The sequence below is a fragment of the Methanobrevibacter arboriphilus genome (assembly GCF_019669925.1).
Taxonomy (GTDB): Archaea; Methanobacteriota; Methanobacteria; order Methanobacteriales; family Methanobacteriaceae; genus Methanobinarius; species Methanobinarius arboriphilus_A.
In genome coordinates this window covers 2,052,881-2,077,002 of sequence record NZ_AP019779.1, presented here as the reverse complement: position 1 = coordinate 2,077,002, position 24,122 = coordinate 2,052,881, and the positions used below count along the sequence as shown (strand labels likewise).

At 23.9% G+C, this 24,122-nt stretch carries 25 protein-coding genes; 9 read left to right on the top strand and 16 right to left on the bottom strand.

What is annotated here, in order from left to right; all coding sequences use genetic code 11:
- Positions 1 to 160: 160 nt before the first annotated feature.
- From MarbSA_RS09095 to MarbSA_RS09080, 4 genes are all read right to left on the bottom strand, one after another.
- Entirely contained in the window at positions 161 to 742 is a 582-nt protein-coding gene (locus MarbSA_RS09095; protein WP_221061460.1) for a PIN domain-containing protein, read from the bottom strand.
- Positions 735 to 1,499: an ImmA/IrrE family metallo-endopeptidase gene (locus MarbSA_RS09090; RefSeq protein ID WP_221061459.1), complete on the bottom strand. Its 765-nt coding sequence runs from the start codon at positions 1,497 to 1,499 to the stop codon at positions 735 to 737. The genes MarbSA_RS09095 and MarbSA_RS09090 overlap by 8 nt, the downstream gene beginning before the upstream one ends.
- 1 nt (position 1,500) lies before the next feature.
- Entirely contained in the window at positions 1,501 to 1,830 is a 330-nt protein-coding gene (locus tag MarbSA_RS09085; protein ID WP_054835626.1) for a helix-turn-helix domain-containing protein, read from the bottom strand.
- A gap of 143 nt (positions 1,831 to 1,973) precedes the next feature.
- Positions 1,974 to 2,135 carry a hypothetical protein gene (locus MarbSA_RS09080; RefSeq protein ID WP_156314708.1) on the bottom strand — a complete coding sequence of 54 codons (162 nt, stop codon included), beginning with the start codon at positions 2,133 to 2,135 and terminating at the stop codon, positions 1,974 to 1,976.
- Positions 2,136 to 2,474: 339 nt separating this feature from the next.
- Between MarbSA_RS09080 and MarbSA_RS09075 the strand changes: the two genes are divergently transcribed.
- Together MarbSA_RS09075 and speB are read left to right on the top strand one after the other, a co-directional pair.
- Complete coding sequence (locus MarbSA_RS09075; protein WP_221061458.1) at positions 2,475 to 2,675, top strand: hypothetical protein; 201 nt, start codon at positions 2,475 to 2,477, stop codon at positions 2,673 to 2,675.
- A gap of 15 nt (positions 2,676 to 2,690) precedes the next feature.
- Entirely contained in the window at positions 2,691 to 3,581 is an 891-nt protein-coding gene (speB, locus tag MarbSA_RS09070; RefSeq protein WP_221061457.1) for an agmatinase, read from the top strand.
- 471 nt (positions 3,582 to 4,052) lie between these two features.
- On the opposite strand, the gene rbr is transcribed toward speB, so the two are convergent.
- From rbr to MarbSA_RS09040, 6 genes are all read right to left on the bottom strand, one after another.
- Positions 4,053 to 4,592 carry a rubrerythrin gene (gene rbr / locus MarbSA_RS09065; RefSeq protein ID WP_221062088.1) on the bottom strand — a complete coding sequence of 180 codons (540 nt, stop codon included), beginning with the start codon at positions 4,590 to 4,592 and terminating at the stop codon, positions 4,053 to 4,055.
- A gap of 391 nt (positions 4,593 to 4,983) precedes the next feature.
- A complete protein-coding gene (locus MarbSA_RS09060; RefSeq protein ID WP_054835421.1) occupies positions 4,984 to 5,544 on the bottom strand; it encodes a GNAT family N-acetyltransferase in 561 nt (186 codons plus the stop codon).
- A 2-nt stretch (positions 5,545 to 5,546) separates the two neighbouring features.
- Positions 5,547 to 6,431: a DUF2156 domain-containing protein gene (locus MarbSA_RS09055; RefSeq protein ID WP_054835420.1), complete on the bottom strand. Its 885-nt coding sequence runs from the start codon at positions 6,429 to 6,431 to the stop codon at positions 5,547 to 5,549.
- A gap of 34 nt (positions 6,432 to 6,465) precedes the next feature.
- Entirely contained in the window at positions 6,466 to 6,918 is a 453-nt protein-coding gene (locus MarbSA_RS09050; protein ID WP_054835419.1) for a MarR family winged helix-turn-helix transcriptional regulator, read from the bottom strand.
- A 416-nt stretch (positions 6,919 to 7,334) separates the two neighbouring features.
- Positions 7,335 to 7,814: a hypothetical protein gene (locus tag MarbSA_RS09045; protein ID WP_221061456.1), complete on the bottom strand. Its 480-nt coding sequence runs from the start codon at positions 7,812 to 7,814 to the stop codon at positions 7,335 to 7,337.
- Between the two features lie 18 nt (positions 7,815 to 7,832).
- Entirely contained in the window at positions 7,833 to 8,600 is a 768-nt protein-coding gene (locus tag MarbSA_RS09040; RefSeq protein ID WP_054835654.1) for a hypothetical protein, read from the bottom strand.
- A 669-nt stretch (positions 8,601 to 9,269) separates the two neighbouring features.
- On the opposite strand from MarbSA_RS09040, the gene pyrH reads away from it, so the two are divergent.
- From pyrH to MarbSA_RS09020, 4 genes are all read left to right on the top strand, one after another.
- A complete protein-coding gene (gene pyrH / locus MarbSA_RS09035) occupies positions 9,270 to 9,947 on the top strand; it encodes a UMP kinase (protein ID WP_054835655.1) in 678 nt (225 codons plus the stop codon).
- A 285-nt stretch (positions 9,948 to 10,232) separates the two neighbouring features.
- Complete coding sequence (locus tag MarbSA_RS09030; RefSeq protein ID WP_221061455.1) at positions 10,233 to 10,421, top strand: DUF2116 family Zn-ribbon domain-containing protein; 189 nt, start codon at positions 10,233 to 10,235, stop codon at positions 10,419 to 10,421.
- Positions 10,422 to 10,604: 183 nt separating this feature from the next.
- A complete protein-coding gene (locus MarbSA_RS09025; protein WP_042703391.1) occupies positions 10,605 to 10,931 on the top strand; it encodes a YbjQ family protein in 327 nt (108 codons plus the stop codon).
- A 164-nt stretch (positions 10,932 to 11,095) separates the two neighbouring features.
- Positions 11,096 to 11,953, top strand: a complete 858-nt coding sequence (locus tag MarbSA_RS09020) for a heavy metal-binding domain-containing protein (RefSeq protein WP_221061454.1) — start codon at positions 11,096 to 11,098, stop codon at positions 11,951 to 11,953.
- Between the two features lie 36 nt (positions 11,954 to 11,989).
- Here the strand turns inward: MarbSA_RS09020 and MarbSA_RS09015 are convergent, their stop codons facing one another.
- Positions 11,990 to 13,057, bottom strand: coding sequence for a sulfite exporter TauE/SafE family protein (locus MarbSA_RS09015; protein WP_221061453.1), 1,068 nt, complete (start codon positions 13,055 to 13,057; stop codon positions 11,990 to 11,992).
- A 384-nt stretch (positions 13,058 to 13,441) separates the two neighbouring features.
- Between MarbSA_RS09015 and MarbSA_RS09010 the strand changes: the two genes are divergently transcribed.
- On the top strand, positions 13,442 to 14,710 hold the full coding sequence (locus MarbSA_RS09010; RefSeq protein ID WP_221061452.1) for a hypothetical protein: 1,269 nt from the start codon (positions 13,442 to 13,444) through the stop codon (positions 14,708 to 14,710).
- A 252-nt stretch (positions 14,711 to 14,962) separates the two neighbouring features.
- Entirely contained in the window at positions 14,963 to 16,933 is a 1,971-nt protein-coding gene (locus tag MarbSA_RS09005) for an MJ1255/VC2487 family glycosyltransferase (RefSeq protein ID WP_221061451.1), read from the top strand.
- Positions 16,934 to 17,232: 299 nt separating this feature from the next.
- Here the strand turns inward: MarbSA_RS09005 and MarbSA_RS09000 are convergent, their stop codons facing one another.
- On the bottom strand, positions 17,233 to 18,165 hold the full coding sequence (locus MarbSA_RS09000) for a transcription initiation factor IIB (protein WP_042703385.1): 933 nt from the start codon (positions 18,163 to 18,165) through the stop codon (positions 17,233 to 17,235).
- A 384-nt stretch (positions 18,166 to 18,549) separates the two neighbouring features.
- Positions 18,550 to 18,933: a Gar1/Naf1 family protein gene (locus MarbSA_RS08995; RefSeq protein WP_054835773.1), complete on the bottom strand. Its 384-nt coding sequence runs from the start codon at positions 18,931 to 18,933 to the stop codon at positions 18,550 to 18,552.
- A 714-nt stretch (positions 18,934 to 19,647) separates the two neighbouring features.
- Between MarbSA_RS08995 and MarbSA_RS08990 the strand changes: the two genes are divergently transcribed.
- Positions 19,648 to 20,112: a VOC family protein gene (locus tag MarbSA_RS08990; RefSeq protein ID WP_221061450.1), complete on the top strand. Its 465-nt coding sequence runs from the start codon at positions 19,648 to 19,650 to the stop codon at positions 20,110 to 20,112.
- Between the two features lie 154 nt (positions 20,113 to 20,266).
- Here MarbSA_RS08990 and MarbSA_RS08985 read toward each other — a convergent pair whose 3' ends face one another.
- The 3 genes from MarbSA_RS08985 to xerA all read right to left on the bottom strand — a co-directional run bounded on the left by MarbSA_RS08985 (position 20,267) and on the right by xerA (position 23,630).
- Entirely contained in the window at positions 20,267 to 21,043 is a 777-nt protein-coding gene (locus tag MarbSA_RS08985) for a type 1 glutamine amidotransferase (protein ID WP_221061449.1), read from the bottom strand.
- 62 nt (positions 21,044 to 21,105) lie between these two features.
- Entirely contained in the window at positions 21,106 to 22,575 is a 1,470-nt protein-coding gene (locus MarbSA_RS08980) for a Mur ligase family protein (RefSeq protein ID WP_221061448.1), read from the bottom strand.
- Positions 22,576 to 22,733: 158 nt separating this feature from the next.
- Positions 22,734 to 23,630: a site-specific tyrosine recombinase/integron integrase gene (xerA, locus tag MarbSA_RS08975; protein WP_244987900.1), complete on the bottom strand. Its 897-nt coding sequence runs from the start codon at positions 23,628 to 23,630 to the stop codon at positions 22,734 to 22,736.
- Between the last annotated feature and the right edge of the window lie 492 nt (positions 23,631 to 24,122).

Here is a 24,122-nt window from a genome sequence, read left to right as displayed (position 1 = left end):
AAATCAAATGTATAATATTATCGTACAGTTGGAAAAATAGCTTTATAAATTAAATATAAAAAATATTAAAAAATAGTTTTACACTTGAAAAAACACTTCTTGCAGCTGCAAGACTAAACATTACAAATGAAAAAATAATAAAAAATATTATATACCAATATTAAAATATATTATTAGATTTCAAAAAATCATCACAATCATCTTCATAATTATTAGAGTAATATTCAGAAAAAGAATCATCAGGCAAATACATATTTCTATCTAACATTTTACTCCATAAACTATTCGCTTTTGTTTCATCTATCAGCTTATTTTCAACTGCTTTACCTAAAATAAGAGGAGTAGTTATAAGAGATAAATTATATTTATCAGTATATTCTTTAACATCGAAAAGATTATTGCTAGCAACAATGCCATCATTTTCTTTTGCAAAAGCTATAACTGAAGCTTCACCTTTACCTATACGTGTATCATTATCACTCCTAAGACCTTGTTCAATATACGAATAACAATGATATACAGAAGAAAGTATACTCATTTCCTTAACTTCTACAAAACCCCTACCTATCAAAACTCTTAAATTATTTTTTATTATAGGTGGAGTACTTTCATTAAAAAGCTCACGATGAACAGGTTCAGTGATAATAATCTTAGAAAACATTTGAATAAGAATAGAACATTCTCCGATTATTAAAAAACAAGCTAAACAATCAGTATCATAAAATACAGGTTTATTAATCAAGAAAATCCCCTTCTTTAAGATTATAAACAATATCCGATCTGAAAACATCCATCAATAACTCGTTTTTTTTCCCAATAGATATTTTATTATTTTCAAAAGCTTTCTCAGTTAAACGTATATAATTGCCAAAAGAAAAATATTTTTTACTATCATTAGAAGGCTCATATAATTCAGTGCTAAAACCTAATTTCATAGCTTCATTTTTAACATTGAGTTTATATCTTGTAAATTCATCATATGTTATTGACCCATTAATTAACCTTAATCTATATAACATTGCAGTATGACTAATTTGGAAAAATTGTTCGCAATGTATAATATTTTCCAAATTCCATTTTACAATATTGTTCTTTTTCTCATAATCATTAAGAGCACTATCTGGCATTAATAATGAAGATGCAAAATTATTTGCTTCTTCTTCACTAGAACTATTGGCATCATGCCCACAAATTAACCACTCTTCGTTATCTTCATATATTAAATGATATAATTCATGCGCTAAAGTAAAATTTTGCCTACCTTTAGAATGTTCCGAATTAATCAAAATAATTTGATCATCAACAACCTTAGAACAACACCCACTAATTTTTTCACCCAAAGGCAATAAAATTAACGTCAAATTAGGCAATTTTTCAATCGCAACAGAAAAAATATCAACAGGAGAATAACTATCGATTCCCCAATCTCTTCTTAAATCTTCGGCAAATTGATTAGTTTCACGATACCCCTTTATATTATTGTCCTGTATGTATTTCATATTATTCCTCATTATCTAAATTTCTTAAAAGTTTTAAATTATTAGTTACTTGATTTATTTTAGCAACAACATTCAAATCAACAAAATTTTCACTATTTCTAAAAGCAACTTTAGTAATGGAACATTCTCCTGAATCATTTATAATGTATTCATGGGAACAATTATATAATGAACAAATTTTATCTAACAAACTCAAATTAAGGTTTCTAGTCCCGTTTTCAATTTTAGAAAGTTGGCCTTGATCAATCCCCAAATAATTAGCAAGCTGACTTTGAGTATATTTACTATCCTCCCTTAATTTCCTTAGTTTATCTCCCACTTTATATCGCATATTTTCACCTTTATTGTATTATATATTACTATGGCATAAATTACATATAAAATTTTCTATAAAATTATGCCAAAAATATCAAATTCAACTAACACTCTAAGCATTTAGAAAAATTTTTAAGAAAAAATAAGAAAAATTTATTATTAAATATCAATTTTTAGTACATACTCATTACCTATGAGTTCATATACTCTACCACATCTAGGACAAACCCATTCAGGAGTATTCACACAATTCCTATATAGGCATTTACATTTTACTTTCGTGCAGAATTTTTCTACATTTCTTGAATATGTATTTACCAATGTTATCACCATTTATTTATTTTAAATAAATTTAAAAATAACTTGTTTGTTATGTCATAATTATATAATTAGATTTCTATAAATTTTACTGTTCTTCAATAAGTATTTGAAAATAGTTTAAAAAGAATAGAGATAGATTAAAATATAATCCATCTAAAAATTTATAATATTAACAATAATTTTTTTACTTCAATAAATTATAAATAATATATACATATAAAAAAAAATATGTTTTTAATATTAAAAATTAAAAATCTTTAAAAATATTAAATGAGATTAATATTATAAATATGGAAATACTAAAAAATTTATTTAAAAATATTAATTAGGAATTATCATATGAAACAAAAATTTTCAAGTTATTTTAACCCAATAACCAACGAGGAAAAAAATAAAATAATAAACGAAGGTACATTAATATTCGATACAAACATTTTATTAAGTCTTTATAGTATGGAAAATAAAGAAGATGTTGATGAATTTTTTAATATATTTGAAAATAACCAGATGGATAGAAAAATTATGTTAGCTATAGTATAAAAAGTGTGTGAAACTATGTTATTTAACACTTATAAACCATGGAAATTTGCTTTTTCACAAGAAACAGAAAATTTAAAAGAAACTAAAGAAAATAGCTGGGGAATAATAGGAGTTCCATTTGACAGTACTAGTTCTTATGGTCCTGGCTCAAGATTTGGTCCAACAACAGTTAGAGAAGCATCATACAGCTTTGAAAAATATAATATAACCCTTAAAAGTAACCTTGATACAGTTTTCTATGATTTTGGAAACATAAATGTTATATATGGAAACTGTAAAGAAACCATTAAAATTCTTGAAGACACAATATCTGACCTTATTGAACATAATATAAAACCAATAACGATTGGAGGAGAACATAGTGTTAGTTTAGCTCCAATTAAAGCACTTTCAAAGAAGTATGATATTGAAGATATGACAATCATACATCTTGATGCACACATGGATATTATAGATGAATATCAAGGTGAAAAATGTTCTCATGCTACAATAATGAAAAGAGTGTATGATTTAAAACCAAAAGAAATAATTGAAATAGGAATTAGATCAGCTAGTCTTGAAGAAAAAGAGTTTGTTGATAGAGTAAAAAATGTAACTATTTTCACTGCAAACGATACAAAAGAAAAATTTGAAAATATTAAAGATAAAATCAATCGAATCAATGAAGATGAACCAATTTATCTGAGTATTGATATGGATGTTTTAGACCCATTATATGCTCCAGAGGTAGGAAATCCAATCCCCAATGGAATTTCACCAGAGATAATTGAAAATATATTAAAAATATTAGCTAATAAGAATGTAATTGGTTTTGACTTAGTAGAAGTAGCTACTAGCAAACTTGGAGATCCAACAGCAGTAACGGGATCTAAGATAATCTATGATTTTTTATCTTTAAATAAATAATAAATTTAAAAGCAAAATAAGATATTAATATAATAATGAAAATTAAAAAGAGATTCAAAAATTTAAACAAAAAACAAACATAGTAAGAATAACCCACTTTCTATTTTTAAAGTGTTGATCTAGACGAACCACCTTGCTTACTTAATTTTTGTCTTTATTTCTTAATTTAGAAAGAAATTACAGCTTTTAAAAAATTTTATCAATTTTCATATAAATACTTTTTTGAAAATTTCTTCCATATGGTTTCATAGCTAACCCATTTAGATGTTTTAACCAAACTAACATGATTTTTATTAGTTAATTTTTAAATTACTTGTTTTTATTCTTTTTTACAGCCTTCTTAAAGAAGAGCAAATAAATATTATTAAGCTTCTTCCTCAAAAATGTCCATAATCAATGATATAATCATAAATTAGAGACTTTCAACACTTAATATAATAGCATTATTATTCTATTATTATAAATAAATTTTTAATAGTTTTTTGCTTTTATTTCAAAGTATGCTTTTGGATATTTGCATACTGGACAAATTTCTGGGGCAGATTTTCCTTCAACAATATATTCACAATTCCTACATTCCCAAACTACTGTGTTTTCTTTTTTAAATACTTCATCATTTTTTAAATTAGCTAATAATTTCTTATACTTTGCTTCATGCTCTTTTTCAATTTGACCTACCATTTCAAAAACATAAGCAATTTCATTAAAACCTTCCTCTTCTGCTTCTTTTGCAAATTTATCATACATAGTCCATCCATAATGTTCAACATCAGCAGCATCTTCTAAATTAGTTACTGTATCAGGAATTTTTTCATCATGTAAAAATTTAAACCATATTTTTGCATGCTCCCTTTCTTTTTCCGCTGTTTCAAGAAATAAAGCAGCGATTTGCTCATAACCTTCTTCTTTTGCTTTAGCTGCATAAAAAGTATATTTATTCCTAGACCGTGATTCTCCTGAAAAAGAGCCCATTAAATTCTTCTCTGTCTTTGTTCCTTTCAAATCAAGCATTTTCAACATACCTCCAAAAACAAATTATATAAAACATACTATATTTATATAAAATAACAATAGTTATTATTATAATATCATAATTACCTCATCATTAATAAATTTAATTAATGCATTAAAAACTAATAAATAATATTATAATAAGGAAAAAACATGGTTAATTTTAAAAAAATAACAATAATATTAATAATAACAACAGTAATAGTATTATATTATACTAAGCAAAAATCGTTTTATCTGCCTAGAATGTATAGATTTGAGTCAATTATAATTTAAAAGGAAGAATATGAATGAATAAAAAATATTTATACTTGAAGCTATTCTCTGATTAAAAACAAAAATTTCAAAATATCATTATCATTAATTTTATTCATAATAATAATCATATTAATTAATTGTTTATTTCATTAAATTCTTTTTTCAATATATCCATATATACTTCATCATAAACTTTATTATTTATATTATAAGCTTCTCTTCGATGCCCAATTATTTTAAATCCAAGATTTTCATACATAGCTATAGCTTTTTCATTGAAATCAATAGCATATAACATAACATTGTTTAAATTTAAAATATTAAAAGAAAATTCAAGAAGTAGATTTGTAGCTTCTTTACCATAGCCTTCTGATTGGAAAGATTTATCTAATAAAAGGCCTAAAGTAGCTTTTCCATGAACAAAGTCTACATCATATAATAATCCTATTCCAATAGCTTGTTCGTCTTCAGAAGTTTTTCCTTTTTTTACTATAACGAAGAAGAATTTATCATCACTATTATTATAATCTTCAATATATTTAGCTTGTTTTTCTTCATTAAAAACAATATGACTCCTACCAAATGTTAAATTAATCTCAAAATCATTTAACCAATCATTATATAAGTTTAAATCTTCTTTTTGACTTAAACTTAAAAATATTCTATCTCCATCTAATTTATTAACATAAGTCATGGTTAAACCTCTATTTTAGCAATATATTTAGATAACAGTAAATCTGGGCGGTAGGTTAATTTTGCTTGCCTTAAACCTTCAATTCCAAGATCTTCTTCACGGTTAATAAATTCATAGTTTGACCATTGTTTTTCGCAGAATTCTTGGTTAATACAATTATAAATTCCTTCAAAGTTAGTGTCAGCTCTTTCGCAATGGATAACAACAGTATCTTTGGTTAATTCTTCTCCAGTAGATACTCCAACAATTTTACCATCAATTCGGATAATGCATCCTTTAATTCCTAATTCAAATAGATTATCAAACATTTCTTCCATAGCTATAATCTCATCTGTATCATTGTTAGAATTTTTAATAGTATTTATAGTAAATTCTTTTGCTTCGATCAAATTATTTGAATTTATCTCTTCATAATTATAATCATAACTTTCTCTGAATTTTTTAAGCCATCGGCGTTTATTACGTAGTTTAGAACCAGATAATGTGATTAATTTGTTAGATTTATAAATATAATCGAATGAATCTCTATCTTCTATTAATGTGAAATCTTCTAAGGTTTTTTCTAAACATTTTTTCATTTCAGGAAGTAATGGTTTGATTATTAGAGTATCTCCTTCTTTTTTAAAAACTTCTTTTATTAAAGATAAAGAATCTTTAATATCACACCCTCCATATGGAAAATGACAAAATGGTTTTTTACTATCTCTTAGTTTACCTTTTATACATAAACAATCGTTAATTATTGCATATTCATATTCATAGGTCTTTCTCCACATGAAAAGATTAGAAAAATTCTTTTCAGCATTATTGAAATTAGTTTTATTAAAATAATCATCAAATATAGGTTTATCTGATAATGATATTGGTTTAAATTCTATGTCTTTCATTTTATCATATCAACTATTATTTTTTTTATTAATTCTAATAATTTATTAATTCTAAAGAACTAATACATGCTTTATTTAACATTTTAAAAAGTTCTTCTTTTTCAATGTTCATTTTTTCACAAATATGATCTTCCCATTGGATTTCCTTTTCAATCATATCTTCAACTATTTTTTTACCTTTTTCTGTTAAAAATAGCTTGTAAGAACGTCTATTATTTTCATCAATTTTTTTAATAATTAATTTTTTATCTTCTAATATTCTAAGGGATCTAGATGCTCCACATTTATCAGTTCCACATGCTGAAGCTATATTTCCTTGAATAGAACCTTCATCATGATAAATATGTAAAATCAATCCATATTGATTATAGCTAATACCCTTTTCTTTCAAATAAGGATTTATGAATGCTTGATGAGCTTTATTAAGAATTAAAATATAGCAATTTAAATAATAACTCATATTATCCATATCTTTAATTTTTTGCATTTTTAAAACTCTGAAATTTTTATTTGTTATATTACGAATGAAATAAAGAAAAGGTAATATATGAACTTTATAATATATAAATGTTGTCATTGACAACAATTATCATTGCCAACATTTTTCATTGATAACATTATTTAATTAAATAATTTTATAAAAAATAGAAAAATAGTAAAAATCAAAATGTTAATAAGAATATTAATAAAAATGTTAATAAAAATATTAATAAAAATAAAGAATAACTAAAAATGATATCCTCAATATTATATATTATATGATATTTAATAATATAAATAATAAAAAAAGGTTTAATAAAAATTTAAAGCTTAGAAATTATTTAATAGAGAAAATAAAAAAAATAAGTCTTAAACTTAAAATAAAAATTTAATAGAAAAAGTAAAAATAAAATGAGTAAAAATTCATTTATACTTTATATTCTTCATATATACAAGTGTTTTTATAGGAACCCAGTTTTTATTAGCTGTATAACTAACAGTGTTACCTCCACCACTAAATACTTTAGCATAGATTGTTTTATAAGAATATTTATTCGAAAACTTACCTACTTTATAATTATATAACCTATATTTGATTTTAGCTTTGGTTATATACTGTTTATCATAAATATTACCATGACTAGAAAGTGTTGTCCTATATTTAAAATATTTAGCTTTTTTATAGTTTGTTTTATCATCATAGTAATTTATTCCTTTTTTCCATCCTATAGTGTGAGTTACTTTTTTAGTAGGAGTGTTTTTAACCACAGTTTTTCCAAAAACATCTTTATTGTTTATTTTAACTGTATAGTGACTTGTTTTACTTGCACTAGCAGGAGCTAAGCATAATCCTATTACAGCTAAAAACATTACCCCTAATATTATTGTTTTTTTATTATTCATAAAATCACATTCTTATATCTAATGGTAGTAATCATCATAGCTATAATCATCATAATAATCGTCATCATAATAGTAATCATCATCATAGTCATAATCATCATATGAGTCATCCTCATAATCATCATCGTAATCTGAGTCATCATAGTAATCATCATAATATGAATCATCATAGTAATCATCGTATGAAGAAGAACCATCATAATATCCCATTATATATCCATATAATAATGCTAAAGCTAAGTAACTATTATTACCATTATTAACTGAATTTTTTTGATTACTAACTTCTGGTAGTTTAATTATATAAGGTTTCATTAACTCAAAAGTTTCACCCATCTTAATAACAGTGTTTAGATTTTCAGAGGATAAAACCACAATTGAATAAGAAGTGTCATTAAATAGTACAATTGAATAAACTGTCTTATTACTAGTATTATTACTCATATTATAGATAGTTCCATTATAATTATGATCACTATTATTCATTTTCTTTTTTGATAGTTTATTTAAGATATCTCCTTTAAATTTTGAGTAAGTTTCATTTGCATAACTATTATTTGGATCTATTGATGCAACAGAAATATTCAGTTTAGGGTTTGTGCTTATATAATTTAAACTTGCGTTAGTAGGATTTATTTGAAATTCAGTGCCTTGTGGAACGTCTAACTTTATATTAGTATCATTATATGATGTATAAGCTGTGATAGCCCCAAAACTCACAGCTCCTAGTACAGCTATTATAACACATGCCACTCCAATAATAATATATAACTTTTTATCATCCATAATAAAACAACCATTGTTTATATTTATTATAATATGGTTAATAAAATTTTTGAAAAGATTTGGAAAAAAATATAAAAGTTTTGATGAAATATAAAGAGTTGAAAAAATGTAAAATCTTTGATGAAATATAAAGAGAATAGAAAAGAATATAAAAGGGTCATTAAATAAAACCTAATTAAACCTATTTTTCATTTTAAAATCTGATATAGATTGCTTAGCTAAAATTTTAAGTTCATTAAAATATTTATATTATTGAAAAGTGAATTTATCTAAAATAACTTTTTCCATGAATTATTTAACAAATAATAAAAAAATTTTTATTATTCTTTACAATTATTATTCCTTATAATTTTATCATTTTTTAATATTCATCACTAATTATTATCTATTTTTAAAATAATATTTGATAGATAATTTTATAAACAGTAATTAATATATTGAAAATAAGTATAAAAGAATAAAAGATTAGAATTAATTTTCTAATAATGTTTTTTAATTTTTTAATATTGTTCTTAATGATATTCTTAATAGATATTCTTAATAATGTAGTATTAAATCTATAAAATAAGCTTTATAATAGCTATAAAGTTATTAAAGATAGTGAATCTAAAATGAATCTAAAAATTTTAAAATAATAAATTATTTTATAAAACTCATATTGGTGAATTTATGCGTATAGTAGCTGCAATTGGTGGATCCATAATAATAAAAGATTATAATTATAAGAAGTTTCAGGAGTATGCTGAAATTTTAGGGAATTTAGCTAAAGAACATGAGATTTTTGTTGTTGTAGGTGGTGGAAGGCCTGCAAGAGATTATATTCAAATTGTAAGAGATCTTGATTGTGGTGAAGCAAAGTGTGATGATATAGGTATTGAAGTTACAAGAATAAATGCTAAATTACTACTTTTATCCTTAGAAGATAAAGCCTATCAGAAAGTTCCTCATAATTTCCAAGAAGCTTTAGAATATTCAGCTAGTGGAAAAATCATTGTGATGGGTGGTACTGAGCCTGCACATAGTACTGATGCTGTTAGTGCAATTTTAGCTGAGTATGTTAAAGCAGACCTTTTGATAAATTTAACTTCTGTTGATGGGATGTATAATAAAGATCCCAATAAATATTCTGATGCTGAATTAATAGAAGAAATCACAGCTGATGAAATGTTAGAAGTTATTAAAGGAAAAGATGTTAAGGCTGGAACATATGAATTTTTTGATATGACTGCTATTCAAATGATAAGACGTTCTGCACTTGAAACCATCATAGTTAATGGAGACAATCCTGAAAACTTAGTTAAAGCTATAAATGGTGAAAAAATTGGAACTAAGATTGTTTCTAAATAATTTGAGCCTAATACATAAAAGCATTATTTGTAATAATCATATTAATACTAATTTAAATAATAATTAGAAGACTATCAAGAGTAAATATTATAATTAAAATAATAATAAGGATAATAGTATAATTAAAAGAATAATAATAATATTATAATTAAGATAATAATAATTACAATTAAACTATAATAATAATTAAAATAAAATAATCATAGCAAAAACATATTTATTATATTAAAATTAACATTTAAAAAAAAAAAAATTATAAAAAGCAAAAAATAAAAGGTGAAAAATATGACTGATATGCATAAACATTGTCCTGTTTGTAATACTCCTATACCATTAGATGAAACTACTTGCTCCCCAAAATGTCAGAAAGTTTTGAGAGATAGACAAGCTCAGATGAAGAGAAGTAGAATGATTTTATTTGTTGTAATGGTTATATTCATATTAGTATTCGCATATATGATGTTTTTTAGATAATCATTAAATTATAAATTAATCTATTATTGATTTAATATTAATTTATCTTAAATATTAACTTAATATATTGATTTAAAAAATATTATTAATTTAATATTGATTTATTTTATATTTAATTAATATATTGATTCAATAAATATACTCATTAAATTAAACTATATTCAACTAATAAGTGGTGTTTAAATGTTATTATCATCTACAAATACATTAGGCAATAAAGAAATAATCGAATATCATGGTTTGGTAACAGGTGATTCTTTAATGGGTTCTAATGTTTATAAAGATCTGTTTTCAGGAGTTCGTGACGTTGTAGGTGGACGAACTTCAGCTTATGAAAAAGAATTAGAAAAAGCTAGAGAATTAGCTTTAGATAGCATGGAAGATAAAGCTAAGGAACTAGGTGGAAATGCTATCATAGGGCTTAAAATCTCTTATAATAATCTTGGTGGAACAATGGGAAATACAATCCTTGTTACTGCTTATGGAACAGCTGTTTCTTATAAAGACTAAAATATATGTTATTAATTAAATTCTTATTAAATTACTAATTAAGATTAGATTTGCTAATTAAAAATATTTATAATTAGTTTATTAATTAAAATTACATTCATTATTAAAATATATGGATTCAAAAACATCTAAAATTACATAAAATTACATAAATCTTGATTCAAATGATTTTAACTAAATATAGAAAATCTAAAATTAAAGATATAGCTTATGCTACTGTTTTTATAGCTATTGGAACTGCAATAGGAGTTATTTCACTTATATTATTCTATGCATTTAACATAGCTATATTTGGATTTAATCTTGGGTTGATTTTTTCCCCTATAATTGCAGGTTATACTGAAACCTATCTTGCAGGGAGATTTTATGGTAAAACCACTGGAGCTGTTAGTGCATTCATATTATTCTTTATAACAGTTCTTTATGGATTTATATATATAAATAGCAGTCTTGGGTTGAATCTAATAACAATTGGAAGTGCAGCCATTATCTTACAAGCAGCATTCCCTATTTTTATAAATTATTTCTTAATCGTAGTTCTTTTAGGTGTATTATCATATACATTAGGGTTTTTCAAGAAATTTGTTGATTATATGCATATATCTTTGAAAAAATTATACTATAAAATCCTTAGAAAAGAATATGTTGAAGAAACTAGTGAAATGGATTATGATGAGGATATGGATAGAATTAATATAAATAATCTAGGAATTTTATTTTTAACCACAAATTCAGTTTCAAATATGAGTATAAAAGAATTTAAAGGGATTTATGAAGGAGAGATATTAATACAAACAAAAAAATCCCTAATGAAAGATAAAGAAGCTAAAGAAGATGAAGTATTAATAAAAAACCTTGAAAAAGCAAAAGAACAAGCAATAGTGAATCTATCAAATAATGCTAAAAAAGAAGGTTGTGATGGTATTTTAGATTTAGATATTCAATATGATACTTTAAGTAGCCTTAAAGAAGATAATATTCATATCATTGCTCGTGGAACTGGTGTTGAATTACTAAAATGATAGAACTAACATTTGGATTATAAACATTACTCTTTTTTAAATCCCCAATATATAAGATATTGGATCTAATCCCAACATTTTAATACCCATATAAAATAATAATATAGCAAAAATTTGATTTAATCTTTTTTCAGGAATTTTATATGCTAATTTTGCTCCGAAGTAAGCCATTGGAATTGAAAAAAGAATTATAATTCCAAAGTTAACCAAGCTAATATATCCTAATGAATAAGGCAAAGTATTAACACCAAATCCAGTGAAAATATAAGATAAAGTTCCACCTATAGCTGTTAAAGATATAAAAACAGAAGATATGGCAATCGATCTTCTTAAAGTAAATCCTAATAAAATAAGTAAAGGAATTAAAAATACTCCTCCACCAATTCCAAGAAGACCAGATAAAAATCCAACTATTATTCCAAATAAAATAGACCATTTTAGCTTAGGACTATAAAGACCATCTCTTTCAATATCATTATCTATTTCATTAGAATCATTATTAATCACATTAAAATTAAGTTCACTGTTAATTTCAATATTATTTTCACAATCCTTTTCACTATCATCTTTACAAGTATATTCAATATTATTTTCACTATTGCTTTCACTATTGTTTTCAATATCCTTTTTAATGTTCTTTTTAATACTGATTTCACTATCTGTTTCACTATTCTTTTTTGATATTTTCTTATTTAAAACCATAAATATGCTTGTAAAAATAAGGAAAAAACCTAAAATACTTCCAAGTATGTTAGAAGGAAGGTTTGAAGAAGCGATTCCCCCTAAAATACCTCCAAACATACCTAATATTCCTAAAATAATCCCAATGTTTAGTATATTTTTTAATTCACATTGATGACTATAAGCTCCAGAAATTGCTGTTGGAATAATAATAGCCAGGCTTGTTCCAATAGATATTCTCAAGGCTAAATCATGGTCAACACCCATAGAAGTTAAAAGGAAGTATTGAAGAGGTACCATCAAGAATCCCCCACCGATACCTAATAAACCAGCTAAACTCCCTGCAAAAATTCCTATGATAATTAAAAAAAATACATATTCAAGTAAAAGAATAATTACACCTCTAAACAAATGTGAAAGCATCAGAATATGTAAATATTTATATCTTTATCTATATTAATTGTTTGATACTTTATATTTATAACTACTAAATTATATAAGAACTTATAAACATATATAAAATTATAAAAATAAGAATAATTTTATAAATTAATAAAATCATTAATAAGATAAAAATAATAATAATAAAAAAAACAATATTAATAATAAGAACAAAAATAGCAATAGTAAAAATAAAACTAATAATAGCTAATAGGTATAATAATAATCAAATTAAATATAAAAAAATTAATTAAAGAAATTAAATTAAAAAATAAGTTAAATATAAAAGTTTAATTAAAAAGATTAAATATAAAAAAATTTAATTAAGAAATTAAATATAAATAGATTAAATTAAAGAGATTAAACATGAAAATAGATAGATATACTTTATTTGGAATTTTTTTTATATTTATAGCTGTATCAATCTTTTTTACAGATGTTTTTAATCCATTCATAAGACCAATTACTCATTTATTCCTAATGGGCTCTTCAAAAGGAAAAGATATACTATTTTTCTTAATATTAGGTATTTTTCTAATATTCAGTCAATTATTTGAATATAATGGGAATTTTAGAGAAAATAAATACATTAAAAAAATAAGCTCTAATAAAATTTTATCCATATTTAAACTAGAAAATAATACTTATATAAAGTTTTCAATATTTCTTATTTTAGTTACAGCAATTTTAGGATTAATAATGGAATTAATAATAAGATCACAAATGGGAATTTCTCCATTTACAATTTTTATAGCTATGGATCCTACACCAACAACTACAAGCATATTACATTCTCATATTTATAAGTCCGTTATTGGAGGAGTTATTGGATTTATTCTCTCAAATCTATCTTTAGGAGTTCCGATAGGAGTTAATACTGGAGATTCTTTATACCAATATGTTCCAAAACTAGCCAATATAATAATAATAGTTTTACCAATTCTATTTTTATCACAGCTAGGTTCAATGAAAGATCGTTTAGCCCCAAGTAGGTTAATCTTAATATTTGCATCAACTATAGGATTAATTGGAATATTTGATGGAGGATTATTCTCAGTCCCTTGTGCAGGGGCAGTTTATGGAATGTTACTTATCTATTTTGATGGTAATGCCTTTGATTATTATACAATTAGACTATTTAACAAATTACATATTACTAATAAAGACGAGGAATATATAGAGAAAATTAGAAATAAAGTTAACTTCTCATATAAAAGTTTTAAAAGATATATACCCCATATCTTTTTAGCTTTAATTATATTAACAGCTATATCTATTTCAATAATTGGGACAAATACAGAAAACTATGAAATAAATATAATAAATCAAACAAGCTCATTAGCTGAATTGAATAATACTTTAAGTGATTACTCAGTAATATCAATTGAAAATAATAATGATAATAATATTAATGTTGAAAATAATAATATTAATATTGATAATAACAATAGTAATAATATCGATAATAACAATGATAAAAAAACATTGATTCTCATATCTCCCAAATATAATGAGATGGAACTACTTAACAGCTTAATAAAATCACTTAAAAATCAGGGCGATGCATTTTCTATGAGTTGGAACTTTTATTCATACATTAATTCAAATAATACGAATTTAACCAACAATAAATAGTTTAGAAACACTTAAAATAAAATATAAATTTAAATATTATATTAACATATATAATTACCTACAAATATAAAAATGTAAAAGGTCAACTTAGCTAATAAGCTAGCTAATATTTATATAATTAGTATTTATTAATAATTAATACTTATTAGAACTATTTACTATTAACTAATATGTATTATAACTACTAATTAATTATTACAATAATATTATTACAGTTAATATTTACCTATAAATAATGAATTATTGATTAAAATGAAACTAAGTATTATAATTCCTACTTACAATGAAGAAGAATATCTTCCTAATCTATTAAAAAGTATTGAATCGCAAAAATTTAAGGATTATGAAGTGATTGTAGCTGATGCTAACTCCTGTGACAATACTGTAAAAATAGCTAAAAATTATGGTTGTACTGTAGTTCAAGGAGGAATGCCTGGTGTTGGAAGAAACAATGGGGCTAAAATTGCAAAAGGAGAAATACTTTTATTTTTAGATTCTGATCTAGAATTAACTCAAAACTATCTTATAGAGATGATTGAAGAGTTTGAAGCTAATGAATTAGACATTGGAATTACACAAATAAACCCAATATCCGAAAAAAAAAGAGATAAAATCCTTCATGACTTAGCTAACTGGTTTATGATAGCTTTTGAAAAAATAAAACCTCATGGAGCAGGTTGTTATGGAATAATATGTAAAAAAGAGTTACATGAAGAATATTCTGGTTTTAATGAAAAGCTTACATTTGGAGAAGATACAGATTATATTGAAAGAATAGCTAAAAATAACAAATTCAAAGTTCTTAGAAACCCTATAATAAATGTATCTACTCGCAGACTTGAAGAAGAAGGACTAGGTAAGCTCGCAATGCAATATGGAAAAAGTACATTCAATGATCTTAGGGGGATTAGAACTAGTGCTGAAGAATTAGAATATGAATTTGATCATTTTCCTAAAGATTCATTAGAAAAAGAAGATTTGCTTGCAAAGATTAAAAAAATATCAGACAATCATTCGATAGTTAAAAGTGAAGACTTAGAATATATAGATAATAAAAGATTAGATAGTAAAAAACTGGATGATAGAAATCTTAATAATAAAAAGTCAGAACTAAAAATTACTAATAATAAACCTCTAAAAATCGAAAATCAGAAAATAAAGATATTTTATTCTGTTTGTGGAGAAGGTATGGGTCATGCTGTTAGAAGTGGAGTAATATTAGAAGAATTAACAAAAAAAGAAAACAAAGAAAAATATGACATATATATATTTTCAAGTGATAGATCATATAGATATTTAAAGAATAAATTTGATAATGTGTATGAAATTGGTGGTTTCAATACAGTTTATGAAAATAATGAGGTAAAAAATAAAAGAACCCTTTTAAACGCAATTAAGGCAACTCCTAACAATTTAAAGGAAAATTATGGAATATTATTTAAGAAAGCTAGAGAGGTTAAGCCAAATATAATAATATCTGATTTTGAGAATTATTCAAGTATTCTAAGTAAGCTTATTAATGTTCCCTTAATAAGTTTAGATAATATAAATATTATAACTCAAACATTCATAGATTATCCTCCTCATCATAGACAAGATATGTTAAAAGCAAAAAGTGTTATAAGATCTTATATAATGAGACCAAAGAGATATATAATAACTAGTTACTTTTTCCCAAAGATAAAAAATCCAGATAAAGCAACTATTTATCCTCCAGTTATTAGAGATAAAATAAGAAATCTCAAAACCAGTTATGGAGAATATGTATTTGTTTATCAAACTAGTAATTCAAATAAGGAACTTATAAGAATACTAAAAGAATTTAATGAAAAATTCATTGTATATGGATTTAATAAAGAAGGAATCGAAGGAAATTTAACTTTTAGAAAGTTTAATGAAGATAAAATATATGAAGATATGAGCAATGCAAAAGCTGTAATCACTAACGGAGGCTTCACATTAATAAGTGAAGCTATTTATTTAAAAAAACCTATTTACAGTATTCCAGCTATTGGAAACTTTGAACAGCTACTTAATGGTTTTTATATAGATAAATTGGGATATGGAGAAATGCATGAAAAGGTTAATGTTTCAACACTTGAAAATTTTCTAAATAATTTAAATAAATACCAAAAAAACCTTTATAATGTTAAGAATAGTGATAATTCGGGAATAATAAAAGAATTAAAAAAATCAATAGAAATATTTTCTAAAAAATATTAAAGCTAAGAATATTAAAACTAAAACTATTAAGGCTAAAAATATTAAGATTAAAAGTATTAAGGTCAAGAATATTAAAATTAAAAATGTTAAAAATATTACTAATTAAAAAGATTGAAAATTAAAAATATTAATAATTAGATATTAAAGCTAAAAATATTAATAATATTATTAATTAAAAACTAAAAAAATTAAAAATATAAAAATTATTAAAGATAATAAAATAAAAAATAAGTATTATGAAATATAATTATTATAAAAAATAATTATTATAAAAAAATATAATTATTAAAAAAATATAATTAAAGAGTTACACCCATTTCAAGTTGTTCTGTAAGCTCTTTATATCTATTTCTTATTGTAACTTCTGTAACACCAGCAATATCAGCAACGTCCCTTTGTGTTTTTCTCTCACCTAAAAGAACAGAAGCAATATATAACGCAGCAGCAGCTACACCAGTAGGCCCTCTACCAGAAGTAAGACCTTTTTCCATAGCTTTTTCAATTATTTCAATAGCTCTTGATTGAACTTCACCAGAAAGACCAAGTTCACTTGCAAATCGTGGAACATAATCAACAGGTGATGTAGGTGGAAGTTTTATATTCAATTCACGAGTTAAGAACCTATAAGTTCTTCCAACTTCTTTTTTACTTACTCTTGAAACTTCAGCTATTTCATCAAGAGTACGTGGAACATTACATCTCCTACATGCAGCATAAAGAGAGGCAGCTACTACACCTTCGATACTACGACCTCTAATAAGTTTGTTTTCTACTGCACTTCTGTAAACAACAGATGCAGCTTCTCTAACACTTCTTGGAAGACCTAATCTTGAAGAATCTCTGTCAAGCTCACTTAAAGCAAATGCAAGGTTTCTTTCTGTAGCTCCAGAAATTCTAATTTTTCTCTGCCATTTCCTTAACCTATACCATTGTGCTCTGTTTCTTGCAGGAATATCTCTACCATAAATATCTTTATTCCTCCAATCAATCATAGTACTCAAACCTTTATCATGTATAGTATAAGTAATTGGAGCACCTACTCTTGTACGTTTGTCCCTTTGTTCGTGATCAAATGCTCTCCATTCTGGACCCATATCAACTAGATTTTCATCAATAACAAGACCACAGCTAGCGCAAACTACTTCAGCCCTTTCATAATCGCCAATCAGATTTTCTGAACCACATTCTGGACATTTATTCTGTTTTTCTGTGTCAGAAACATCATTCTGCATTCTTCTTTTTGCAGAAACATTCTCTATAGGTTTTCTTTCTGAAACCTTAGTTTTCACTTCTTCTTTCGTGCTATTAACCCCTTTATTTTTTTAAAAATTATTAAAGTATTTATAACTTTCAAATATTAAAATATGAAAATTAAATCAATTAGAATCACTCAAATTAAATTCATTCAAATTAATCAAGTTATTCAAACTAAACAAAGTTTAACTTAAACATTCAATGAAATTCTATGATTATTAAGTAATTAAATATAATTATTATCAAAATATTGCTTAAATATCATAAAAGATAATTCATGACAATATTCTGTTATTAACATAGTGTTTAAATAGTGTTTATTGATTAATTGTAATTTTTTATTGCAATTGTTCAATAATTGTTCAATTGTTTTTTCTAGTATTTTTATTCTTATTTAATCTTTTACTAGTGTTGTTTTTATTATTTTTATTTTTCCTATAAGTTTTTCTACTCTTATTTTTAACACTCTTATTTTTATTTCTACTTTTATTGAATTTTCTATTTTTAGGATTTTCAGAAAAATATAAATCTTCACCAATAGACTCTTTAAAATCATCCATAGACATTGATTTAAAAATTCCTATTGATATATATGGTTCTTTTGTAGGTCCAAAAACAGTTATAATTTTACCTATTTTCTTTTTATCCTTATTAAAAACAGAAGCTCCTGAAGGAGGTGACTGTGAAGATCTAGCTATTAATCTTCCAGAATTAGATAAGTGAGAAATATTTCCTAAAAACTTCATAAAATCAAACTTAAAAATAAATAATTATTATATCACATATATAATATACACTTCATCATATATAAACCTTCCGATAGTATTATATATAACTAACATTGATTATTTAAATAACTTTCTATTTAATTAAAACCAAAAATATTGATCCTAAGATGTCAGATGTTAAATATTTTATAAGTTAAATGTTGTTTGTTAAAAATAGATAGAATACTATTAATAATTAAAATATAAGCAATGAATATAAATGCTATTAAAAATAAGCATTTATGAAAATATTAAGTATTAATATATGAATGATATAATATTAGAGAAAAATACATGAAAACATGAATCAGAAAATACAAATAAAGACAAATAGAGCTAAATAAAATTAAATAAAACTAAATAACAGTAAAACTGTAAAAATTAAAATAAATTATTTTATTACTAAAAATATTAAAAAATAATTATTAATATAATATAGTCTTATAATAATTCTATTTAAAATTATATATCAAATAATATATAAATATATATGTAAATATAATTTATGAAAATATAATTTTTACAAATAAAAACAATATTATAACTAAAATTAATTGATAAAAAATTTACAAAAATCCATTAAACTAACAATTCAAAAAATGTAAAACAATTAACAAAACAGGTAAATTAAAAATTAATGGAATAAAAATATATTTTAGAATAATAAAACAAAATTTGTAAAAGGGTGATAAAATGAACATAGGAAAAGAGTTGGGTATTGTTCTTAATTTGATAGTACCTAACAGTATAGAAGCAATAGAATTCTATAAAAAAGCATTTTCTGCAGAAGAAGTATCAAAGTACTTTGGACCTGATGGAAGTATTATGCACGTTGCAATAACTATCAATGGAGAATATTTTTATTTAAATGATTCTAATGAAAATTTTGGAGCTTTTTCACCAAATGAAATTGGAGGATGTCCTCTAAACATTTGGATCATAACCGATGATGCAGATGAACTTTTCAAACAAGCTGTTGAAGCAGGATGTGAAATAACCATGGAGATGGATGATATGTTCTGGGGAGATAGAATGGGAAGTTTAAAAGATCCTTATGGGTATAATTGGATGATATCCAAAACAATAGAAAAGCTATCTGATGAAGAAATAGAAAAACGATCCAAAGAATTCTTTAAAAAAATGGAAAATATGTCTTAAAATTAATAATATATCTTAAAAATTAATAAAATTCATACTTTCATTTTTTTTATATTATGTATAATTTGTATTTTATTTAATTTGTATTTTATTTTCTATATTCAATTCTAATTTTATTTCTAACTTTATTCTTAATTTTATTTTCTATAAATGATTAAGTTTTTAATATTCTATTCTTCATTATATTATGAGCATTTATTTCAATACTATCATCAATATCTTTTAAATTTAATATATTTTCATTTAAATAATCAGTATCATACTTATTTTTCAAAGCATTAAATATCATATAGTCTGCAATATGAGGATTTTTAGGTAAAATAGGACCATGTAAATAGCTACCAATGAAATTTTTATAAATCATGCCCTCTTCCCCATCTTCTCCATTATTTCCAAAGCCTACCTTAACATTGCCTAATGGATCATAATTATGATAGGTCCTTCCACCATGATTTTCAAATCCAATAATATCAGTTAAATTATATGATTGTTTTGATTTAAGCAATGAATCAGACCTCAAATTATTAGAGATTAAAATATCTCCTGTAAGTCTCTCTTTTTTGCTTATAGTTTCCATTTCAAAAATTTCAAGACAAGGAATCTTTTCATTATAAGGGTTAAGATAATAATTACCAAATATTTGATAACTCCCACAAATAGCTAAAATAGGTTTTTCTGCCTCAATAAAGCTTTCTAAAGAATTTCTTTGATTAAGAATATGATCTGAAATAATATCTTGCCCTTTATCAGATCCTCCACCAATTAAAATCATGTCTGAATCTTCAAGGTTGGTTTCTTTATCGATTGTAAAGTTTTTGATGTTAATGTCGATTCCTCTCCATTCACATCTATTTTTAATACATATTAAATTTCCAATATCCCCATATATATTTAAAATATCAGGATACATATTGACTACTTCAAGTTTCATATTGTTAACCTTATTATCTATTAACCTTATTATCAATTCAAGAGTTTAATTAGATTAAGAATTTAATCAGATTTAATATTATTTACACTATTATATTTTGATTTTTCTTTTAGTAAAAATTTCCTTACTTCAGGAACAGCAGTAAAAGTCCCAATAATATAAGATTTAATATTTTCATCTAAAACCTCTTTTATTGGTGTTTTAATATCACTTACTTCTTTTGAAACATGTTTTTTTATTTTATCTGTATTAAAATTACTATACTTTAGTCTTAAAGCTGCTTCATTTGCTCTTGTTCCTGAACAGTAAAAATAATTAATATTTTTTATATTATTTATTTGCTCAAAATCAGCATCCCAAATCCAAGATATGTCTTTTCCATCTGCAGGAGTATCATTAATTAGAAACATTATAGATTTCGGTTCTTCATCATGAGAAAAGCTATTAAAAACTTCACTCAATCCAACAGGATTTTTCGATAAAACTAAAACCACATCTTTATTTGGGAAACTTATGGTCTCCATTCGCCCCAATTTATAATCAAAATTTTCAACTTGATTTTGAACAAAGGATATATCAAAATTTTCAGTTAAACAAAGAGAAATAGCTGCTAAACAGTTGTAAATATTGTAAATACCCATATATTTAAACACAAATTTATCTTCAGCAATATTTTCACTAATACTCCCAATAATACCTTCATTAACACTTTCATTAACACTTTCATTAATACTTTCATTAATACTTTCAGAATTATTAATTTTTAATAGAAATTCATAGCTATTATCTTTAATATCTATTGATTCAGCAGCATAATTAATTTTTGGACGTTCAACACCACAACTATCACAATAATAATCTCCAACATTACCATAGCTTATAAAGTTATAGCTTAAACGATTACCACAATTTTTACAAAATATAGACTCTGCTACACTATGATCTATTTTAGAAAATTGATTTTTATTAAAGCCATAATATATTTTTTCATTAGGCAACTTATTAAACTGAGTAGTCGAAGGATCATCTGCATTTAAGATTAAAGTAGAATCAACATCCTTTAAAGTATCATATACTAAATGTATTGTATTTTCAACCTCACCATATCTATCAAGTTGATCTCTAAAAAAATTTGTTAAAATAACATAATCTGGAGAGAAAAAATGAATTACATCTGGAATAGAGCCTTCATCCACTTCAAATATTCCCCAATCATAGAAATTTTTGTTATTTACAATGAAAGAAGTTACCACCCCTTGAATCATATTAGCTCCTTTAAGATTAGAAACTAAATTATCATATTTTCCACCAATAATATGATTTGTTAAATTATTTGTAGTGGTTTTACCATTTGTACCAGTAATAACAACAGTTTTATTACACCTTTTGGTTAACTCTTTCAGAATACCTGGAAAAATTTTAATAGCTACTTTCCCAGGCATTGCTGTCCCTTGTCTTCCTGTAACTTTTAAAACAATGAAACTAATCTTTCCAGCTAAAATTGCTAAATTTAATAATAGTTTTTCATACATTTTGCATCAATAAATAGTATTGATATGTATAATATAAATACTTTTCACTTATTAAAAATAAATAAAAAACAGAAAAAATAATAATATAAAATTTAATGATAATATTTAATAATTGTTAATAATAATTAAATTAATAATGATTGATATTTAATAACAATTCACATTCTAGCTTTATCATAAACATTTTTAAGAGTTTCCATATCGACACTAGTATAAATCTGAGTAGTAGATAAATTAGAGTGACCTAAAAGCTGTTGTATAACTCTAATATCAACTCCATTTTTTAAAAGGTGTGTTGCAAAAGAATGTCTCAAAATATGAGGAGTTACTTTTTTATCAATTCCAGCTTTCTTTCCATAATCTTTTATCATGATTTGAATATATCTAGTTGATAAAGGGTTACTCAACCTGTTTGCAAATAAATAATCACTATCAGATTCTCGAATAATCATATATTTTTCAATCAAAGATTTAGCATTATTATCAAAAAGAACTACTCTATCTTTATCCCCTTTACCTCTAATTCTCATAGTTCTATCTTCAAGATCTATGTCTTTTGTTAATAATGAAACAAGTTCTGAAACTCGAATTCCTGATGAATATAATAATGTTAAAATAAGCTTATTTCTAATTTTATTCTTTGTTTTACCATTATTATCATTAAGATTAAAATTACTAATTTCTTCATTATTATTATCATTAATATCTTCATCATAAGCATTGATGAGTTTTTTAACTTCTGATTCATTTAGTGATTTTGGAAGAGATTTAGTTCTTTTAGGAGCTTTAACTTCATCTAAAAAATACAACCTATTAAACTCGAGGAATTTTTTTGAAACAACAGTTACCAAATATATATAATTTTGAGAAACTAACTTATCTCTTTTTAAATGTTGAATATATCTTTTAAAACTTCTTAAAAATCTTTTCTCATCATTTAAATCATCTTGAGTCTTTAAAAATTCATGAAGATTGGTAATAATAGATTTATATGTTTTAATTGTATTTTTAGAATAATTTCTTATTTCTAATTCTATTAAATATTCCTCAATCATATCTGGAAAATTAAAAACCTCTAAAACACTTAATAAATTACCATTATCATCATAAGCAGGTAAACCTGTGTTTGGTGGATCGAACCATTTTTTAGATATCTTTATTTGATCTGTATCAGAATATTCTGCCATTATAACAACCCAATTTAATATTATAATTTCAAATTAGTATTAATAACTTTAATAATAATTATAATAAAGTTATAGTAATAATTATAGTAATAATTATCGTGATAAGTATAATAATAACTATAATAATGAGTATAATAGTATTATTTATTATATTATTAGATTATATAATTATTAGACAATGTAACAATATTTGAATAATATCTTAATATATATTTATAGTATTTAACTTCTTACTATATCTTATATAAAACATACTTAATATACTTAACTTATTTAAGTTAAGCAAGGTTAAATAAAGCTAATTAAAAAAGAATAGATGTAAAAATAAGTTAAAATTTTTAATAAGATTAAGAATATGGT